The 14348-nt window shown below is 57.0% G+C and carries 19 protein-coding genes and 2 pseudogenes; 2 read left to right on the top strand and 19 right to left on the bottom strand.

Going from position 1 to position 14348, the window contains the following annotated elements:
* Positions 1–5: 5 nt before the first annotated feature.
* Both BUA41_RS16350 and BUA41_RS16345 read right to left on the bottom strand, forming a co-directional pair.
* Positions 6–1355 carry an efflux RND transporter periplasmic adaptor subunit gene (locus tag BUA41_RS16350; protein WP_072824813.1) on the bottom strand — a complete coding sequence of 450 codons (1350 nt, stop codon included), beginning with the start codon at positions 1353–1355 and terminating at the stop codon, positions 6–8.
* Positions 1356–1388: 33 nt separating this feature from the next.
* The gene (locus BUA41_RS16345) at positions 1389–2690 is read right to left on the bottom strand and encodes a TolC family protein (protein ID WP_072824811.1); all 1302 of its coding nucleotides are present in this window, start codon (positions 2688–2690) and stop codon (positions 1389–1391) included.
* Positions 2691–2878: 188 nt separating this feature from the next.
* Between BUA41_RS16345 and BUA41_RS19625 the strand changes: the two genes are divergently transcribed.
* Positions 2879–3013 carry a hypothetical protein gene (locus BUA41_RS19625; protein WP_281247859.1) on the top strand — a complete coding sequence of 45 codons (135 nt, stop codon included), beginning with the start codon at positions 2879–2881 and terminating at the stop codon, positions 3011–3013.
* 41 nt (positions 3014–3054) lie between these two features.
* On the opposite strand, the gene BUA41_RS16340 is transcribed toward BUA41_RS19625, so the two are convergent.
* The 7 genes from BUA41_RS16340 to BUA41_RS19320 all read right to left on the bottom strand — a co-directional run bounded on the left by BUA41_RS16340 (position 3055) and on the right by BUA41_RS19320 (position 7695).
* Entirely contained in the window at positions 3055–3435 is a 381-nt protein-coding gene (locus BUA41_RS16340; RefSeq protein ID WP_072824809.1) for a hypothetical protein, read from the bottom strand.
* A gap of 200 nt (positions 3436–3635) precedes the next feature.
* Entirely contained in the window at positions 3636–4361 is a 726-nt protein-coding gene (locus BUA41_RS16335) for a cytochrome c biogenesis CcdA family protein (RefSeq protein WP_072824807.1), read from the bottom strand.
* Positions 4362–4374: 13 nt separating this feature from the next.
* On the bottom strand, positions 4375–4815 hold the full coding sequence (locus BUA41_RS16330; protein ID WP_084671751.1) for a DUF411 domain-containing protein: 441 nt from the start codon (positions 4813–4815) through the stop codon (positions 4375–4377).
* Between the two features lie 275 nt (positions 4816–5090).
* The gene (locus BUA41_RS16325) at positions 5091–5471 is read right to left on the bottom strand and encodes a hypothetical protein (protein ID WP_072824803.1); all 381 of its coding nucleotides are present in this window, start codon (positions 5469–5471) and stop codon (positions 5091–5093) included.
* 297 nt (positions 5472–5768) lie between these two features.
* Entirely contained in the window at positions 5769–6833 is a 1065-nt protein-coding gene (locus tag BUA41_RS16320) for a YncE family protein (RefSeq protein WP_072824801.1), read from the bottom strand.
* A gap of 82 nt (positions 6834–6915) precedes the next feature.
* Positions 6916–7263, bottom strand: a complete 348-nt coding sequence (locus BUA41_RS16315; RefSeq protein WP_084671748.1) for an SHOCT domain-containing protein — start codon at positions 7261–7263, stop codon at positions 6916–6918.
* A 120-nt stretch (positions 7264–7383) separates the two neighbouring features.
* Positions 7384–7695 (bottom strand): Spy/CpxP family protein refolding chaperone, encoded by a 312-nt coding sequence (locus BUA41_RS19320; RefSeq protein ID WP_507236279.1) that lies wholly within the window; start codon positions 7693–7695, stop codon positions 7384–7386.
* A 45-nt stretch (positions 7696–7740) separates the two neighbouring features.
* Between BUA41_RS19320 and BUA41_RS19315 the strand changes: the two genes are divergently transcribed.
* Complete coding sequence (locus tag BUA41_RS19315) at positions 7741–8160, top strand: hypothetical protein (RefSeq protein WP_072824796.1); 420 nt, start codon at positions 7741–7743, stop codon at positions 8158–8160.
* A 150-nt stretch (positions 8161–8310) separates the two neighbouring features.
* Here BUA41_RS19315 and BUA41_RS16300 read toward each other — a convergent pair whose 3' ends face one another.
* The 10 genes and pseudogenes from BUA41_RS16300 to BUA41_RS16260 form a co-directional block, all read right to left on the bottom strand.
* Positions 8311–8532 (bottom strand): SHOCT domain-containing protein, encoded by a 222-nt coding sequence (locus tag BUA41_RS16300; RefSeq protein ID WP_139249156.1) that lies wholly within the window; start codon positions 8530–8532, stop codon positions 8311–8313.
* A gap of 314 nt (positions 8533–8846) precedes the next feature.
* Positions 8847–9182, bottom strand: a complete 336-nt coding sequence (locus BUA41_RS16295; protein WP_072824792.1) for a hypothetical protein — start codon at positions 9180–9182, stop codon at positions 8847–8849.
* A 100-nt stretch (positions 9183–9282) separates the two neighbouring features.
* Positions 9283–9615, bottom strand: a pseudogene (locus tag BUA41_RS16290) (haloacid dehalogenase); the annotation flags it as partial.
* A gap of 96 nt (positions 9616–9711) precedes the next feature.
* A pseudogene (locus tag BUA41_RS19620) lies at positions 9712–9765 on the bottom strand (heavy metal-binding domain-containing protein); the annotation flags it as partial.
* A gap of 196 nt (positions 9766–9961) precedes the next feature.
* A complete protein-coding gene (locus BUA41_RS16285) occupies positions 9962–10225 on the bottom strand; it encodes an SHOCT domain-containing protein (RefSeq protein WP_072824790.1) in 264 nt (87 codons plus the stop codon).
* A 384-nt stretch (positions 10226–10609) separates the two neighbouring features.
* Entirely contained in the window at positions 10610–11254 is a 645-nt protein-coding gene (locus BUA41_RS16280) for a methyltransferase family protein (RefSeq protein ID WP_072824788.1), read from the bottom strand.
* Positions 11255–11370: 116 nt separating this feature from the next.
* The gene (locus BUA41_RS16275; RefSeq protein WP_072824786.1) at positions 11371–12285 is read right to left on the bottom strand and encodes a DMT family transporter; all 915 of its coding nucleotides are present in this window, start codon (positions 12283–12285) and stop codon (positions 11371–11373) included.
* A complete protein-coding gene (locus BUA41_RS16270) occupies positions 12282–13250 on the bottom strand; it encodes a cation diffusion facilitator family transporter (RefSeq protein ID WP_217652836.1) in 969 nt (322 codons plus the stop codon). The genes BUA41_RS16275 and BUA41_RS16270 overlap by 4 nt, the downstream gene beginning before the upstream one ends.
* A gap of 84 nt (positions 13251–13334) precedes the next feature.
* Positions 13335–13679 (bottom strand): DUF5676 family membrane protein, encoded by a 345-nt coding sequence (locus tag BUA41_RS16265; protein ID WP_084671743.1) that lies wholly within the window; start codon positions 13677–13679, stop codon positions 13335–13337.
* Positions 13672–14028, bottom strand: a complete 357-nt coding sequence (locus BUA41_RS16260; protein WP_072824781.1) for a YHS domain-containing protein — start codon at positions 14026–14028, stop codon at positions 13672–13674. Before BUA41_RS16260 ends, BUA41_RS16265 begins: the two co-directional genes overlap by 8 nt.
* Positions 14029–14348 lie beyond the last annotated feature (320 nt).

Genomic DNA, 14348 nt, shown 5'->3' with positions numbered 1-14348 from the left:
TTTCCTTATTCGCTGTCGCTTTCCATGGTGTGATTCATGCCTGCGTGAGCGTCCTGGTCCATCTTCTGGTCCTGAGCAGCGTCGTCCTCCATGACATGGTCCATTCCTGCATGCTCGTCCTGCGCCTGGGCAGAGTCGTTCTGAGCGTGATCCATACGCATGAAGTCCGAAGTCTTGCTGGACTCGGAATCGAGCAGGAACTGCGCGGAGGTAACGATACGCTCGCCGACCGCCAACCCGTCGAGAATCTCGACGACATCCTCGCCAATGCGACCGACTTCCACCTCGATTGACTTGAACTTGCCATCCCCAAGGGCCAGGACGACCCGGTTCTGCTCACCGGTACGAATGAGCGCCTCACGGGGAATCTGCTGGGCGGTGTTATCGCTACGGCTATGAATTGTCAGCTGCATGAACATGTTGGGCTTGAGTAGCCTGTCGCTATTGTCGAGCCGCGTTCTCACCTGTGCCGTGCGCGTCTTGCTATTCAGCGTCGGGTAGATGTAATCCACCGTGCCGTTCCAGGTCTTGCCAGGGAGATACTCCGAGGTGAGCGTGACCTCGTCTCCTTCTTCGACTAGGGCCGCCTGACGCTCGAATACCTCGCCCACCACCCAGACTTCTTCCAAGGCACCGATCGACAGCATGGAAGTACCCGGCTTGACGAAGAAGCCCTCGCGAATATTCAGGTTATCGACGACCCCGTCTTGGGGGGCATAGATGGTGATGGACTGGTGGACCCGCTTCGAATTCTTGACTGCCTGAATGGTGGTGGCAGGCACCTGCAATGCTTGCAGCCTTTCTTCCGCGGCCCGTATCAGTCGTGGATTGCCACGATTGACCGCCAGCACGAGCTCTTGCTGCGCATTCACCAGGGTGGGGGAATAGATGTCGTAAAGCGGCTCTCCCTTCTCGACCGGATCGCCTTCCGACGTCACGTACAGCTTTTCGATCCAGCCTTCGACTCGAGGGTGTATATGCACCAGTTGATCCTCGTCATACTGCACATAGCCGATCGTCCTGATCTCGGAGTCGAAGACGCCCTTGTCCACATGAGCCGTGCGAACGCCAAGGTTGTTCTCGATAGCCGGTGAGATGCGCACGACCCCGGCACCATCATCCTGCTCATCGCCTTCTTCTTCATAGACGGGAATCAAGTCCATGCCCATGGGGGACTTCCCGGGCTGGTCTCGCCGGTAATTGGGGTCCATCGGCGCCACCCAGTAAAGGGGCTCCTGGCTATCCTGCTCCTCAGCCATGGGGTCCTTTATCAGCTTCGCATAGGTGCCATAACCTGTGACACCCAGCACGGCACCCACGATCAGCAACAGCATGTAAAGCACGACTCTTTTCATGTCGACCTCTTGAACCAAGAAAACAATAACCGGTTACTCGATACCTTCAAGGTAATAGTTGATCGTCGCGATCAACTTCTGGCGCTCGACCGCGATATTCAGAAATTCGATCTTGGCATCAAGCTCGTCGATATAGGCCCTGACGGCCTCGGCAAAGTCGCCGTCATCGTTGTTATAGGCCTCAAGGGACGCCTCTGCCTGTTCATCTAACTGGGGAAGAAGCTGATTGCTGTAAAGTGACATTCGTTCATTCAAGCGAATGAGCTGCACCTTGCTTTTCTCCAGTTTGGCCAGCATATTTCTCAGCAGCAGCGATTTATCCGTCTTGATGGATTCGGCCTTGGCGACAGCAGCCACTACCTCCTTATCCTGTTTCTTTTCCGTGAAAATGGGCAAATCGAACGCCACGCCGGCAGTAAAGAGTGCCGCCCTGTCGTTACCCATGGGGTCATCGGCGCGATAGCCATACTTTGCCGTGACGCTCCACTCGGGCCAGTATTTCTGATAGGCAAGATCAACCCCGGTCTTGACCGCCTCGATCTTCCTATCCAGGGCTTGTACGGCAGGATGATGCACCAGCGCCTGCCCCGCCTCTTGTCTGGAGAGCCGTGTCGACGCCTGGGTGAATTCCGGCATGGCCAGGGCAAGCTCGGGCAACTCGCCTGCCAGCGGTTGTGCAATAGCCGCGTCACCTATCCACTCGGACAACTGCTGCCTGGAGGCTTCCATTTGCTGATTGAGCGACGTCAGACGGTCATCCAGCCGAGTCAGCTCCAACTGGGCGCGAATCACATCCTGTTGACGCGCCTTGCCCAGGGCGGAGGAGTAGTTGACCTGAGTCACATCCACCAGCTGTTCGAAAAGATCCATGTCCCGTTCGATGAGTGCGATCGTCTGTTGAGACTTGTAGGCCTCGAGCCACAGCTGGCTCACCGTCGCCGCGACCTTTGCCTTGCGATCCTGCCTCAGGAAGGGGTGTTGCTGGCCGAGTTGCTCTTTCTGCTTCTCCATCAGCTCGAGACTGTCCCCGCGAGGAAACATCTGCGTGATACCGACACTGAACTGCGTCATCGGCTCTTGCCCGGTGTCGAAGGTATCCGTGGGAAGATTGGCCGCGGTAAGGGAAATCATCGGATCAGGCAGCGTCCCCGCCGCCGTTGCCTCGGCTTCTAGCGCATCTTGGGTGTATTGGCTACCGCTGAGCCACGGGTCACGGGATTGTGCCATCTGGACCGCCTGGTTCAATTCCAGCCCCGCCTCTTCGCCCCAGGCGGAAGGCATCACCACCGCCCCAATCGACAGCGCCACTATGGATGTTCGCCAACCCTGTCTCATGCGTATTGTTCCTGACCTTACCTGCGTGGGATAAAAACATCGTTCCGCTGACTCATCCTTGAAGCCGACCGCTGACGCCCCCTTGGCCTGAACGCCCGAAAACCGCCAGAGGGGGGCGAAAGAAATCTTTCACCCATTTCAGGCGCCATGGCGAGTATATTGGCCATTGCTGAAACGAAACTGAATGCATGAGAAATATTGCCTCGCAGAAGCTCAAGCGCTGGAGCGCAGGAGGCTTCTCGTCCGACATCCCGGCGCGCGTGCCCAACCTCAAAAAAATGGCCAGCATCCTGAAAAGAGAGAGGCTGGCCAAGGCTTCATAGGGAACTATCGCGGTGCCTCAATGAAGAAGAATCTCCAAATGTCACTTGTCGAGACGATTGCCAACGATGGGCTCGGCATGGAGAGGAGAGTGGGCGGCGCCACCCCGGTCCGAGGGACCATCGAGCTGTTCCTTGTTCAAGTCGACGTATGGCTTGGTGCTGGACATGCCGCCACTCTGGCCTTGCATATTGTGCTCTCTGAACATCTTTAATGCGCTTTGTTTCTTGTCTTCATCCATCTTGCTGTTGCGCCACTCATCCCGATCAAGGGCATCCTGACTGGAGAGACGTTCCATGACCTTGGAGAGCTGATCGGACTGCCCTGGGTTATCTTCATAACCAGCTGACGCGAACGCCAAGGTGGCGACTGAAAGTGAGGTCATCGTGACGATCAAGGCGGCCGATTTCTTGACTGCGTTCATGGTACTTCCTCTGCTTTGTGGGTATGGGTGTTACTATGAACGCATTATCTGAAGCCAAGCTGAATGTTCTTAATTATATGATGTAATTTTTTGTATAATTAAAAAAATAACACTATCTGGGAAACGCCACGACGACAATTAAAGGGCATTAATTCAAGACAAAAATCGAGCCGCCTGCTGTTTTGACTCGATGACGCTTGTCAGCCGATGGTGGCAAGAAAGGGGAACCAGTCGACCAGCACACTGGCCAGTTGGGTCAAGGTGCCACTGACGATGGCCAGCCCCATCAGGATCAGAATGCCGCCGGCGACAGGACGTGCATAGGCGCTCCACTTGCCCAGCCGTCGGCCATGTCGAGCAAAGCGATTGATCAATAATGTGCTGGCAAGGAAGGGAATCGCCATGCCCAGTGAATAGGCGCTGAGATAGACCATGCCTGCCTGGGCATTGGCGGCGCTGGAGGTCGCCATCAGAATAGCGCCGAGAATGGGGCCGATGCAGGGTGTCCAGCCGATGGCAAAGGATACACCAAAGGCCGTGGCGGCCAGTGGCGAGCCCCCCTGAAAGTTGGGGGTAAGCTGCAGGAAGCTACGCTGAAAGAGCGGCATGCGTAGCACGCCGGTCATGAATAGCCCCAGCAGCATGACTACCGAACCAGTGACCCAGTTCAACTCCTGGCGATAGCCGCGTAGCAACTGGCCGATGCTGCTGGCGCCGAGCCCTAGCAGGATGAACACCACACTGAAGCCCAGCACGAAGAACATGCTCAGGATCATGGCTTCGAGGCGTTTGTCCTGCTTGCCGGCGCTGCCGCCGGTGACTACCGACAAGTAGGCCGGCAGCAACGGCAAGGTGCAGGGGGAAAAGAAGGAAAGCAGCCCGCCGGCAAGAGCACCCAGCAGGCCGATGGAAGAAAGTGTATCCACGCCGATCCCGGATCTACAGTGTCACAAAAGGCGAGGCTTCACGATTCTCGAAACTCATCACCTCGTAAGGCGCCTGTTTCGGTCCCGGCATGCCAGGAGTGCCAGACGGCATGCCGGCCAGGGCGATGCCATCGACATCCGGACGCTCATCGAACAGCTTGTCGATCGCCGCGAAGGGGACATGACCCTCGATGACATATTCGCCGAGCATGACCGTGTGGCATGAGCCTTGGCCATGGGGAACCCCCGCGTCCATCTTGACCTGGCTAAGCTCCTGGTCTTCGATGACCTCGACGTCGAGCCCCTTGGCCTTCAGATGTTCGGCATAGCCATCGCAGCACATGCAGGATGGGTTCTTGTACAACGTGGCTGTCTCGGGCATTGCAGCCTGCACGCCGGCAGCACCAAGTAGTAGCAGACTGGAAGTCAATAAAGCCGTCATTCTATTGCTCATGAAAACACCTTCTCGATTAGTTTGCCCCAGCCTAGGAAACCTTCCTGAATTGAAGCTGAAAACATCGAATCGAAGAATTGACCGCTGTCAACTTATTCTTTTTTCTAGAGAGGCCTGTGATTCAGGGCCGGAGCTGGCATGGGCGGGCTTTGGTTTGCAAAGGAGAAATTGTTGCATGCCTTGCCAGAAAATGGCCAACCTCTTCGAGAGATAGGCTGGCCATGGCTTTCCGACGAGAACTATCGTCTGAATTCTATGACGGTGCTCTCTGCCTATCACTTGTCGAGACGATTGCCAACAGCGGGCTGCTCATGAAGAGGGGAATGGGCGGCACCTCCCCGATCCGAGGAACCATTAGCTTGTTCTTTATTTAAATTGATGTATGGTTTTGTCTCGGACATTCCACCACTTTGACCCTGCATGTTATGTTCTCTAAACATCTTGAGGGCATTCTGTTTCTTTTCCTCATCTATCTTTTGATTGCGCCATTCTCCCCGATCAAATTTTTCCTGACTGGGGAGGTTTTGCATGACTTTATTGAGTTGCGCGGACTGCCCCGTGGTATTTTCATAATCAAATGATGCCAACACCATCGACGCGGATGAAAGGCTGGCGACGGTAACGATCAAGACAACTGATTTCTTGACTAGGTTCATGGTACTTCCTCTGCTTTGTGGATATGTGTCTACTATGAACGCATTACCTGAAACTAAACTGAAAAAATCAAACTTTTTTATGGGTTCATATTCAGAATATTTTCAGAAAAGGCTTCCACCAAGAGGACGGTTAAACTAAGAAAAAATAAGAATAAATAATTCATGGAGATTTTTTATTCGATCGATACAACAGGTTATTGGCAACTTATACTCGCACCAAAACCCCATCGAGTGATAGATGACACTGGCCAGTATCAACCCTTCATCCCGACAGGGGTTTTCGTCTTTTCCAGATTATTATTCCACGGCGATCTGGTGGCCTACCCCCGCAAGTGGAACCGTTTCGAGGGTATCCAGGGTGCGCGGATCCACCACCCAGAGCTGGGGCTTGTCGCGACTTGATATCAATAGCCTTCCATCGGTCGGATTGATGGCAAGATGATAAGGCGCCGGAGCAAGCACCATCTCTCGAACCGTGCCATCGTCAAGGCTCACAGCCACCAGACGATTGTCCCCCTGGCTCGTGGCATAAAGCGTATTGCGATCCTTCGACAGGTCGATACCATGAGGGTCCGCCCCGACCGGGTATTGCGCTGCCACGTCGCCAGATTCCAGATCGAGGGCGACTGCTTGCCCCCCAGCCGCGTCGTTGGCGTATAGACGCCCACGCTCATTGTCCAGCACCATATGCTCGGGGCTCCCCTCCAGGCGCATGTTCTTGCGCACGAACCAGTTCTCGGTATCGACCTCACTGATCGTGCCGTTGCCGGAATTGCTGACATAGAGGGACTGATCCTGAGAACTCTGGACCATGTAATTCGGCGCCGGTCCCGTCGCAAGGTTCGCGATCAACTCTCCGCTTTCCAAAGAAACAATGCTGATACCGCCCCCCATTGGGTGGGTCGATACGGCGTAGCGCCCGTCGGCGGTCACCACCACATGATGAACCGGACCGGGGACCTCAAATTGACGCACTACCTCTTTGCTTTGGGTGTCGATCAGGTACAGCGTGCCCTGAGTGCTCGACGAGGCGGCTGTATCACCGCCACCACCGTGGTGCGCCGCGTGTTCGTCCGCCGAGACACTCGCCGGCTTCACCGGCGTTTCCCCACTCTCGCGGGGAGTGAGGCTACCGGCAACCAGAAACCGGCCATCCGGGGTCAGGTCGGACCCGTGGGAGTTGACGACCCCCTGCGCTTGGCCGCTTACCTGATAGCTGTCGGTATCGATGATGGCTATGCTATCCGCGCTGCCCATAGGAATATAGACACGCGATTCATCGGCCATGGCCGGCATTGCCAGACTTACAACTGTCAGACCGGCCATGGCGCGCAACAGTCGGGTAAGCTCGAATCTCTTCATTCCAATATCACTCCCAAGAGTCGTTACCGGAAACTCGTTTTTGCATTCCAGACGCAACAGCACCTTGCAACTTTGCTGGCGCTCAGCGCGAAAGGTCCTTCCTGCGCTCCTCATATTCCTGCTTGTCTATCTCGCCGCGGGCATAGCGCTCCTGCAGGATTTCCAACGGGGTTGGGCGCCGTGAGGAGCCAGAGTCCGATGTGTCGCTACGACCTAGCGCATCGTTCCGGCTCAGCCATCGCACCAACAGAACCACCAGAGCGATGATGCCTCCCCAGAAGACGATCATCATGAGGCCTCCAAAAAACATGTGCCCCCAGCCCCAGGCGGGATGCCAGAAGGAATCGTCATAGCGTTGTTGGGCCAGCGCCGGAAAAGCCGCAGAAAGGCCGAGCAACACACTGCCAATGGTCAGCCACAAGCGCTTCATGTCGAGTCTCCTTGTTCATCGACCCGGGGCGGGGCATGCCCCCATTGCCCCCGGTACGGCTCTCACTTGCCAAGCCGCTGCCTGAAAACCGCCTGACCTCGACGGCTTCCAAACGCTCTTTCAGTTGGCTGGCATGCCGCCGCCTTGCATATTACGCATCGCCTCGCGTTGCTCGTCGGTGAGCAGGGCGCTCATCCGATTCTGCGCCTCGATGCGGTTCTCGATCATCTTGCGCCGCACCTCGAAGACGCGATCATGAGCCTTCCCGATGGCCTGGGCATCCGGCTGCTCGGCTTGATAAAGCTTCTGCAAGGCGGCGGTTCGTTCCCGCATTTGCTGCATCAGGTCCCATTGCTGCTGGATCTGGTCCTGCTGGATGGCGACGAGTTCCTGGCGCTGGTCATCGCTGAGATCGAGCATGCCCAGGCTCATCATGTTCTGACCCGTGCCGCCCATCATGCCGGGACCCATCTGGCCTTGACCCATGCCACCCATCATGCCGGGACCCATCTGGCCTTGACCCATGCCACCCATCATGCCGGGGCCCATCTGGCCTTGACCCATGCCACCCATCATGCCAGGGCCCATCTGGCCTTGACCCTGGCCACCCATCATGCCAGGGCCCATCTGGCCCTGGCCCATGCCACCCATCATGCCGGGACCCATCTGGCCTTGGCCGCTCATCATGCCAGGGCCCATCTGGCCCTGACCCATGCCACCCATCATGCCGGGGCCCATCTGGCCTTGACCCTGGCCGCCCATCATGCCGGGGCCCATCTGGCCTTGACCCATGCCACCCATCATGCCGGGGCCCATCTGGCCTTGACCCATGCCCCCCATCATGCAGGGCCCTTGCATGCCATGCTTGGAGGCTCCATAGCCTCCTCCATGGGCTAGGACCGTGCCGGCGCCAGCGGTGGTCATGACGGCCAACAAGGCGCTCAAGGCGATCTTCTGCATCGGCTTCCTGATCATGTCACTCTCCTTTTGCAAGGTACGTGTGCAAGGTACGGGCGGGTTCATCCCAGGCCCGTTGCCGCAAGGACATCAGCGTTCGATGTCCAACTTCCCGCGCTCGAACTCTCCGCGATCAATCTCACCGCGGGCATAGCGCTCTTCCAGCCTGGTCAGCTTCGAAGGCACTGCGACACCTTCTCGATCGCCTCGAGCCGCTCTGACCAGGATCACGATGGCCGCGCCGATCAGCCCCCAGAAAAGCGCCATATGCAGTAGCCCAAAGCCGACCATGTCCCAGCCGTAACCATTCATGTGCATGACACTCTCCTCGCGCAGGGCGTACTGGATCGCTTGAAAAAGAGGAATCACTCATGGTTCTAAGCTTAGAACCTATGTGCAACATCAAGGTCAACCACCGCCGTAAGTGAATATTCGAGTGAAGACACCTTGGCTTGCATGACATAATCCCTTATGCAGCGGGTATTTTTAATGTAGGAATCAACCCTGAATCGAACCTGAACGCTGAACGGAAAAACGGTATTGCAGCGCGGCAAAAGGCCGCACGGCATCTGTTGATCAATGCTCTTCGGCAAGCCGGCTCGAGCCAGAACTAGTGACGGCTCCAACTAGTGACAGCTCCAGGGATCCTTGGCGGCATTGTCCTTGATGTTTTGATCGACGAATCGGTAATTCTCTTCCTTGAAGCGATTCCACCAACCGTGGCTGATGTCGATCGAGCACTTGGACAGAATGCTTTCGATATCCTCGATACAGAGTCGTGAAGCGTCATAGGCCAGATGGAGCATTCGTTTACTCTCATCGAAAGACACACTGTCGAGGCCATAGAGCCGATCGATTTCGGCAATCGCGCTTTGCCGATTTTGCCGATCGCTGGGCTCGAGCTTCAGATGCCGTGTCACTCGATTGGCTTCGGATACACCGAGACGATGTTTGTCTGGCATGGTCGTTCTCCTCGCCTTATAGGGTGAAAACGTTTCTTTTAAGCATCATGGGGAGCACCTTTTTGTCTGGCGAGGGCCCCGACCTCCGCCCAGCGCATGATCAGACCCTCACTCGGCGTAGACGCAACGCATTCAAGACCACCGATAGCGAGGACGCACTCATGGCGAAGGCGGCAAAGATCGGCCCGATCAAGATGCCAAGGAACGGATAGAGAATACCGGCAGCGATGGGCACACCCGTGGCGTTATAAACCAGCGCGAAGAACAGGTTCTGCTTGATGTTGCGCATCGTGGCCTGGGACAGCTTGCGGGCTCGCACGATGCCGTCGAGGTTGCCCTTGACTAGCGTGAAGCCCGCGCTCTCGATCGCCACGTCGGCGCCGGTGCCCATGGCGATGCCGACATCGGCCTGGGCCAGCGCGGGGGCCTCATGGTTGGCGTGAGGGGCGTGCCCGTGACAATGGGCATGGCCATGGTCACCAGGGTTGGCGTGCGCCTGCGAGTCGCTGCTTTCCACGGCCACGAGATGCATGCCGCATTTCGGACAGTCACCCGGTTGATCGGCGACCACTTCCGGGTGCATCGGGCAGGTGTACTGAACAGCCTCTTGACCGTTGTCGCTCATAGCGCCGGTCACTTCGTTTCGCCCCTGCTTACCCTGAGGCTGTTTTATAGATTGCTGCTGAGTCATGAAATCGTCTCCGTCACCTTGGTGCGGGTGGTAGCTCAACGTCCTGTTTCCCGCGATCGATGTAGCCCTATTGGCTACACAAAAATCGTCAATGCCTAAGGTCCTGCTTGTGTTGCTCGTATTCGTGCTGGTCGATCTCGCCTCGGGCGTAGCGCTCCTGCAGAAGTTCAAGCGCGGTTGGCCGCCTTTGAGAAACGCCATCGCCAACTTCACTTCGGCCCCGGGCCAGGCCTCGCGCGAGAAAAACCGCCAAGGCAATGACGGCGCCCCAGAACAGCACCATCATGAGCCCGCCAAAGAACATGTGCCCCCAGCCGTAATTCCCCATATGCGTCATCATGTTTCCCCACATGGCTTGATCTCCTTGATGTTGATCACAATATCGACGGATGCTAGTACCAGGCTAAAACCTGTAGGTTACCCAAGGGTCAAGCTAGATAGGCCAGGGCGCATGCCACGCTTGATCCCGGTCAACTGTCAGCCTATGCGGTGGAACTGAATTAACGCTGAGCACTTGCGTTAAGGTGAGACGCTTGAAGGGGCATCACAGGCCTTCCATTCGTGCCGTGTCCCGAGCGATACTCATGGCTTCGTATTCTTCGAGCGCCATGAGCTGCTCGAGTAGCTCACAAACGTATCGATTTGGTCGGCCAATAGACGGTTCAGTGTGCTGAGCGTTACAGTGCATTCGGTTCTTACTGGGTATTAATTGCGTAACGATCCGTGAAATCTCGGCTTATCGTGAGGTATCCGTCAGTTCCCACCACTGACCCCTGCGCGGAATGAACATCGGCACCCGCCGCTGATAGGCGCGGTAGGCATCGCCGAAGCGGGCCAGCATCTGCTTTTCCTCACGATGGGCCAGCCAGACATAGGCCAGTACGATCACCGGAAACAGACCGACCGAAAACAGCGTTGGCCAATGCACCACGCCTTCGCCGAACAAGGCGATGAATAAACCGGTGTATTGGGGATGGCGTACGAGGGCATACAGGCCGCCGGTCACCAAATGGTCCTCGCGTCGCGCCTTGTACACCTGCCGCCAGCCTTGGATAAATATCCCGATGCCGGTAAACGCCAGGCCGTAACCGAGCAGCATGGAGATCAGCATGCCGGTCTCGCCCAGCCCCACCAGCGTCGACCAGAGACTGGCGCTGACATACTCGCTATCCAGACCGAAGAAACGCACCAGCAGATAAATAGTCAGCGGAAAGCCGTACATCTCGGCATAGAGCGCGATGATGAACGCCTGCACCGCGCCGGCACCGGCCCATTCTCGCCAGTTTTTCGGGGCGAAATAGCGATAGAAGAACCAGGACACCAACACGATGACGATCAGTGCAAGGCCCCAGGCTCCGGTATGGTTGATAGCGTCGTTCATGGTTTTAACTCGTTAATTTTGTCGATTAAAAAATCGGCTGATCCGATGCTGTCTTTTACGAGACCGCGCCAGGTTAAGGAGCCGGAGAAGGATGGGACTGGGCATAGAAGGCTTTCCTATGCACACTGGCAGGCATGAACAGCACGCTGCCGATCCGTTTTCGACATCTCCCATGATAGCCAGAACCCGGCACCGAGCAGCATCGCACCGCCATAAAGCATCCCTTCTCCGGGTATCTCGGCAAAGATCAGATAGCCCAAGGTCGCGGCCACGACCGGAGAGACGATGATATCGGTGAGTGCATAGACATTGGCGTTGATCGACTTCAGCACAATGGAGATGCCGAAGTAGGCAAACCCGGTAGAGATGATGCCCAGACCGGCTGCCCAGAGCATGACCGGCACCTCCATCCCCAGGGCCGTATACGAAATGGTTGCCGCCACCTTGCCGGGGCCGGCAATTATCAGGGCGGGAGAGAGCGCCAGCGCGGCGGCCAACAGCGACCAGGCAATGTCGTTACCGGTCTCGGTCTTACCTTCATAGCGCATATAGGTCACCATCGCGGCATAGATCGCGCCGGTGGCCAGTGCAACGAAGTTGCCCAGCGCATTGCCATTGCCGAGCGGATTGGCAATGGCAATGCCGGTTAGGGCGATGGCGAAGATAAGAAGGTAACTCTTGCGCGCCTTTTCCCCCAAAAACAGCGCCGAGAAAATGAATACGAAAAAGGGCGCGATACTCCAGAAGATTACCGCATTGGCAATCGGTACCAGCGTCATGGCGAAATTGAAGGCGCTGCCTTGAGCCGCGATCAATGCGCCGATAATGGCTGTGTCCCGCACATTGCCTTTGGGGAATCGCGGCCATTCTCCGCTCGCCAGAGCGCGCGCGACGAACAGGAACGCCGCCGCGAAGGCCATCGCATAGAACGTCAGCGTCTGAATCGGGATGAGCCCGTCGGTGAGCTTCACAAATACCCCGATCGTTGCCTCGGAAACCGTGATGAGCAACAGCAGGAGCAGGGTTTTCATGGCCAGCCCCCAGCGCCTGCAGTGCGCGTCACATCGATCGCCTCGGCGCCGGATTCATCAAGACAACCGCGCTCCACCTGCAAGGTGACGAAGAAAAAACCAAATCTTTCCTTTAGCGTGTGGTGTGCTGTCCTGAGGACGCCCTCGGGATCGGCATTCTCGACGATACGCAGATGGCCAGAGAATACGTAGCGTCCGCTGGTCAGCGCCCAGGCATGAACGTGGTGTGCATCAGCAACTCCGTCGAGCGCTTCCAGGGCGTCGACCACCTCGACCAGGCTGATCTCGGCGGGTGTGCCTTCCATCAGCAAATGGGCGGCGTCGCGCAGGATGCCCCAACTCGCCCAGAGCAGCACCAGGCCGAAGCCGATACCGAGGATCGGGTCGATGAGCAAAAAACCGGTGAAGCGAATCACCAGGGCGGTCACAATGATCAGAATGCTACCCACGAAGGTCTGGATGATATGCCACAGTGCGCCCCGCACGTTCAGATCGCTTTGGCTCTGCTTCCAGATCAGGCCCAGCGAGATGAACTCAGTCAGCAGACCGCCGGCGGCCGCCCACAACATGGGTCCCGTGGGCAAATCGATGGGATTCGTGAGCCGCATCGCGCCCATCGCGATCACGACGAGTGCCATGCCGAGTAGAAAGCCACCATTGACCAGCGCACCGACGATCTCGGCCCGGTACCAGCCGAAACTGCGAGCCTCGTCCGCAGGGCGCCGCGCAAGCCGAGCGGCGATGATCGCCACCAGCACGCCGCCAACGGCCGAGAAGGTATGAAAGGCATCCGAGATCACCGCGACCGATCCGGTCCAGAGACCAATGCCCATTTCGATAATGAAATAAATACCTGTCAGCCAGGCCGAGATCGCCATGCCGGGGCCGCTAGTGGGCATGTGTCCCGCATGGCCCTGATTGCTGCTTTCAGAACCCATAAAACTTGCTCTTATATTGATCAGCATTGATAGTGCGCACATGCCCTCAGGACACGCTGGTACCGGGCCGAGCTTGGCGCTAGGCGAGGCATGCAGGGCGCCGAGATCGACTTATGCGTCACTACGACGATGAGTACGAGCGACAAAGAAGTTATAGAGCGGGCCGAAAACCAACGCCACGTACCAGCCATAGCCGAAGCTTTCCGCCAGCCCCAGGAAAAAACTGGGCCAGCTCAACCAGGTGAAGCCGGGCAGCAGGCGCAACCAACTCTCATACATCGCCTGGTCGGGAAACAGCAGATCGAAGCCGACGCATAGGATGAAGGTCACGGCCAGGAAGAGCCCCAGGCTCATCCCCAGGGCGATCACCGAGATTCTTGGTACGGCTTGCCCCGGCAAGGGGGTGCCATAACGCGGTTTGGGCTTGGCGCTCGAAGTGGTCTCGAGGTCAGGCATGCTCGTTCTCCGGTTGGGCGGGCGGGGGCGTGGCGTCATCACCGGCGAGATATTGCTCGGGAGCGGCCTCGAAGCGCTCGCGGCAGTCACGGGAGCAGAAGTAATAGACATGACCGTCGTGGACGCTCGGTTTGGCCGTTTCGGTGCTGACGGTCTTGCCACACACGGGATCCACGTCGTCGGCGGGCGGAATCCAACGCAGGCCCTCGGTGGTCGCCTGGCGCTCCGGTGCCCCCTTGCCATGCTTGGCCTTGCCACGCCCATGGCCCATCACGTGAGCGCCACAGCCAAAACGCATCATCAGGAAGATGATTCCTGCCCAGAGCATGAAATACACCAGTTCGTTCATCACTTTTCTCCTTTATCATCAGCCTCGTGCGGTGTTGCACAAGCAAGCTTATGTTCAGGCTAGAACTTATGGGCAACCCAAGGAACAAGCAAAAAAAGCGGGCAAGTAGGCTTCTCGTGATCCTCGTCAATAGCCAGCCTATGCAGCCAAGCTGAATTAACGCTGAATGGAAATAAGGGACTAGCAAAAACTTCCCATGCGTTTTTCATCGGAAGTCACCAGTAGGACGTTATGTTCTTGATTCTTTGATGGCATTTATAGAATTTTCATCTACTTTTGGGCGAGTCAGGTGCTTGATATAAAGAAAACGGGGGTGGAAG

This window comes from Modicisalibacter ilicicola DSM 19980 (assembly GCF_900128925.1).
In the GTDB taxonomy this organism is placed as follows: Bacteria; Pseudomonadota; Gammaproteobacteria; order Pseudomonadales; family Halomonadaceae; genus Modicisalibacter; species Modicisalibacter ilicicola.
Note: the sequence above shows the minus strand (reverse complement) of the source record. Positions and strands in the feature narration are given on the sequence as shown.

Coding starts and splice junctions, on each gene's coding strand:
- BUA41_RS16340 (WP_072824809.1), bottom strand. CDS start 3,435: ATGAACGCAGTCAAGAAATCGGCCGCCTTGATCGTCACGATGACCTCA.
- BUA41_RS19320 (WP_507236279.1), bottom strand. CDS start 7,695: ATGAGCCTGGGCATGCTCGATCTCAGCGATGACCAGCGCCAGGAACTC.
- BUA41_RS16280 (WP_072824788.1), bottom strand. CDS start 11,254: ATGAACGACGCTATCAACCATACCGGAGCCTGGGGCCTTGCACTGATC.
- BUA41_RS16265 (WP_084671743.1), bottom strand. CDS start 13,679: ATGCCTGACCTCGAGACCACTTCGAGCGCCAAGCCCAAACCGCGTTAT.
- BUA41_RS16295 (WP_072824792.1), bottom strand. CDS start 9,182: ATGCCAGACAAACATCGTCTCGGTGTATCCGAAGCCAATCGAGTGACA.
- BUA41_RS16270 (WP_217652836.1), bottom strand. CDS start 13,250: ATGCTGATCAATATAAGAGCAAGTTTTATGGGTTCTGAAAGCAGCAAT.
- BUA41_RS16315 (WP_084671748.1), bottom strand. CDS start 7,263: ATGAAGCGCTTGTGGCTGACCATTGGCAGTGTGTTGCTCGGCCTTTCT.
- BUA41_RS16350 (WP_072824813.1), bottom strand. CDS start 1,355: ATGAAAAGAGTCGTGCTTTACATGCTGTTGCTGATCGTGGGTGCCGTG.
- BUA41_RS19625 (WP_281247859.1), top strand. CDS start 2,879: ATGAGAAATATTGCCTCGCAGAAGCTCAAGCGCTGGAGCGCAGGAGGC.
- BUA41_RS16300 (WP_139249156.1), bottom strand. CDS start 8,532: ATGAATGGTTACGGCTGGGACATGGTCGGCTTTGGGCTACTGCATATG.
- BUA41_RS16345 (WP_072824811.1), bottom strand. CDS start 2,690: ATGAGACAGGGTTGGCGAACATCCATAGTGGCGCTGTCGATTGGGGCG.
- BUA41_RS16285 (WP_072824790.1), bottom strand. CDS start 10,225: ATGTGGGGAAACATGATGACGCATATGGGGAATTACGGCTGGGGGCAC.
- BUA41_RS16275 (WP_072824786.1), bottom strand. CDS start 12,285: ATGAAAACCCTGCTCCTGCTGTTGCTCATCACGGTTTCCGAGGCAACG.
- BUA41_RS16325 (WP_072824803.1), bottom strand. CDS start 5,471: ATGAACCTAGTCAAGAAATCAGTTGTCTTGATCGTTACCGTCGCCAGC.
- BUA41_RS16320 (WP_072824801.1), bottom strand. CDS start 6,833: ATGAAGAGATTCGAGCTTACCCGACTGTTGCGCGCCATGGCCGGTCTG.
- BUA41_RS16260 (WP_072824781.1), bottom strand. CDS start 14,028: ATGAACGAACTGGTGTATTTCATGCTCTGGGCAGGAATCATCTTCCTG.
- BUA41_RS16330 (WP_084671751.1), bottom strand. CDS start 4,815: ATGAGCAATAGAATGACGGCTTTATTGACTTCCAGTCTGCTACTACTT.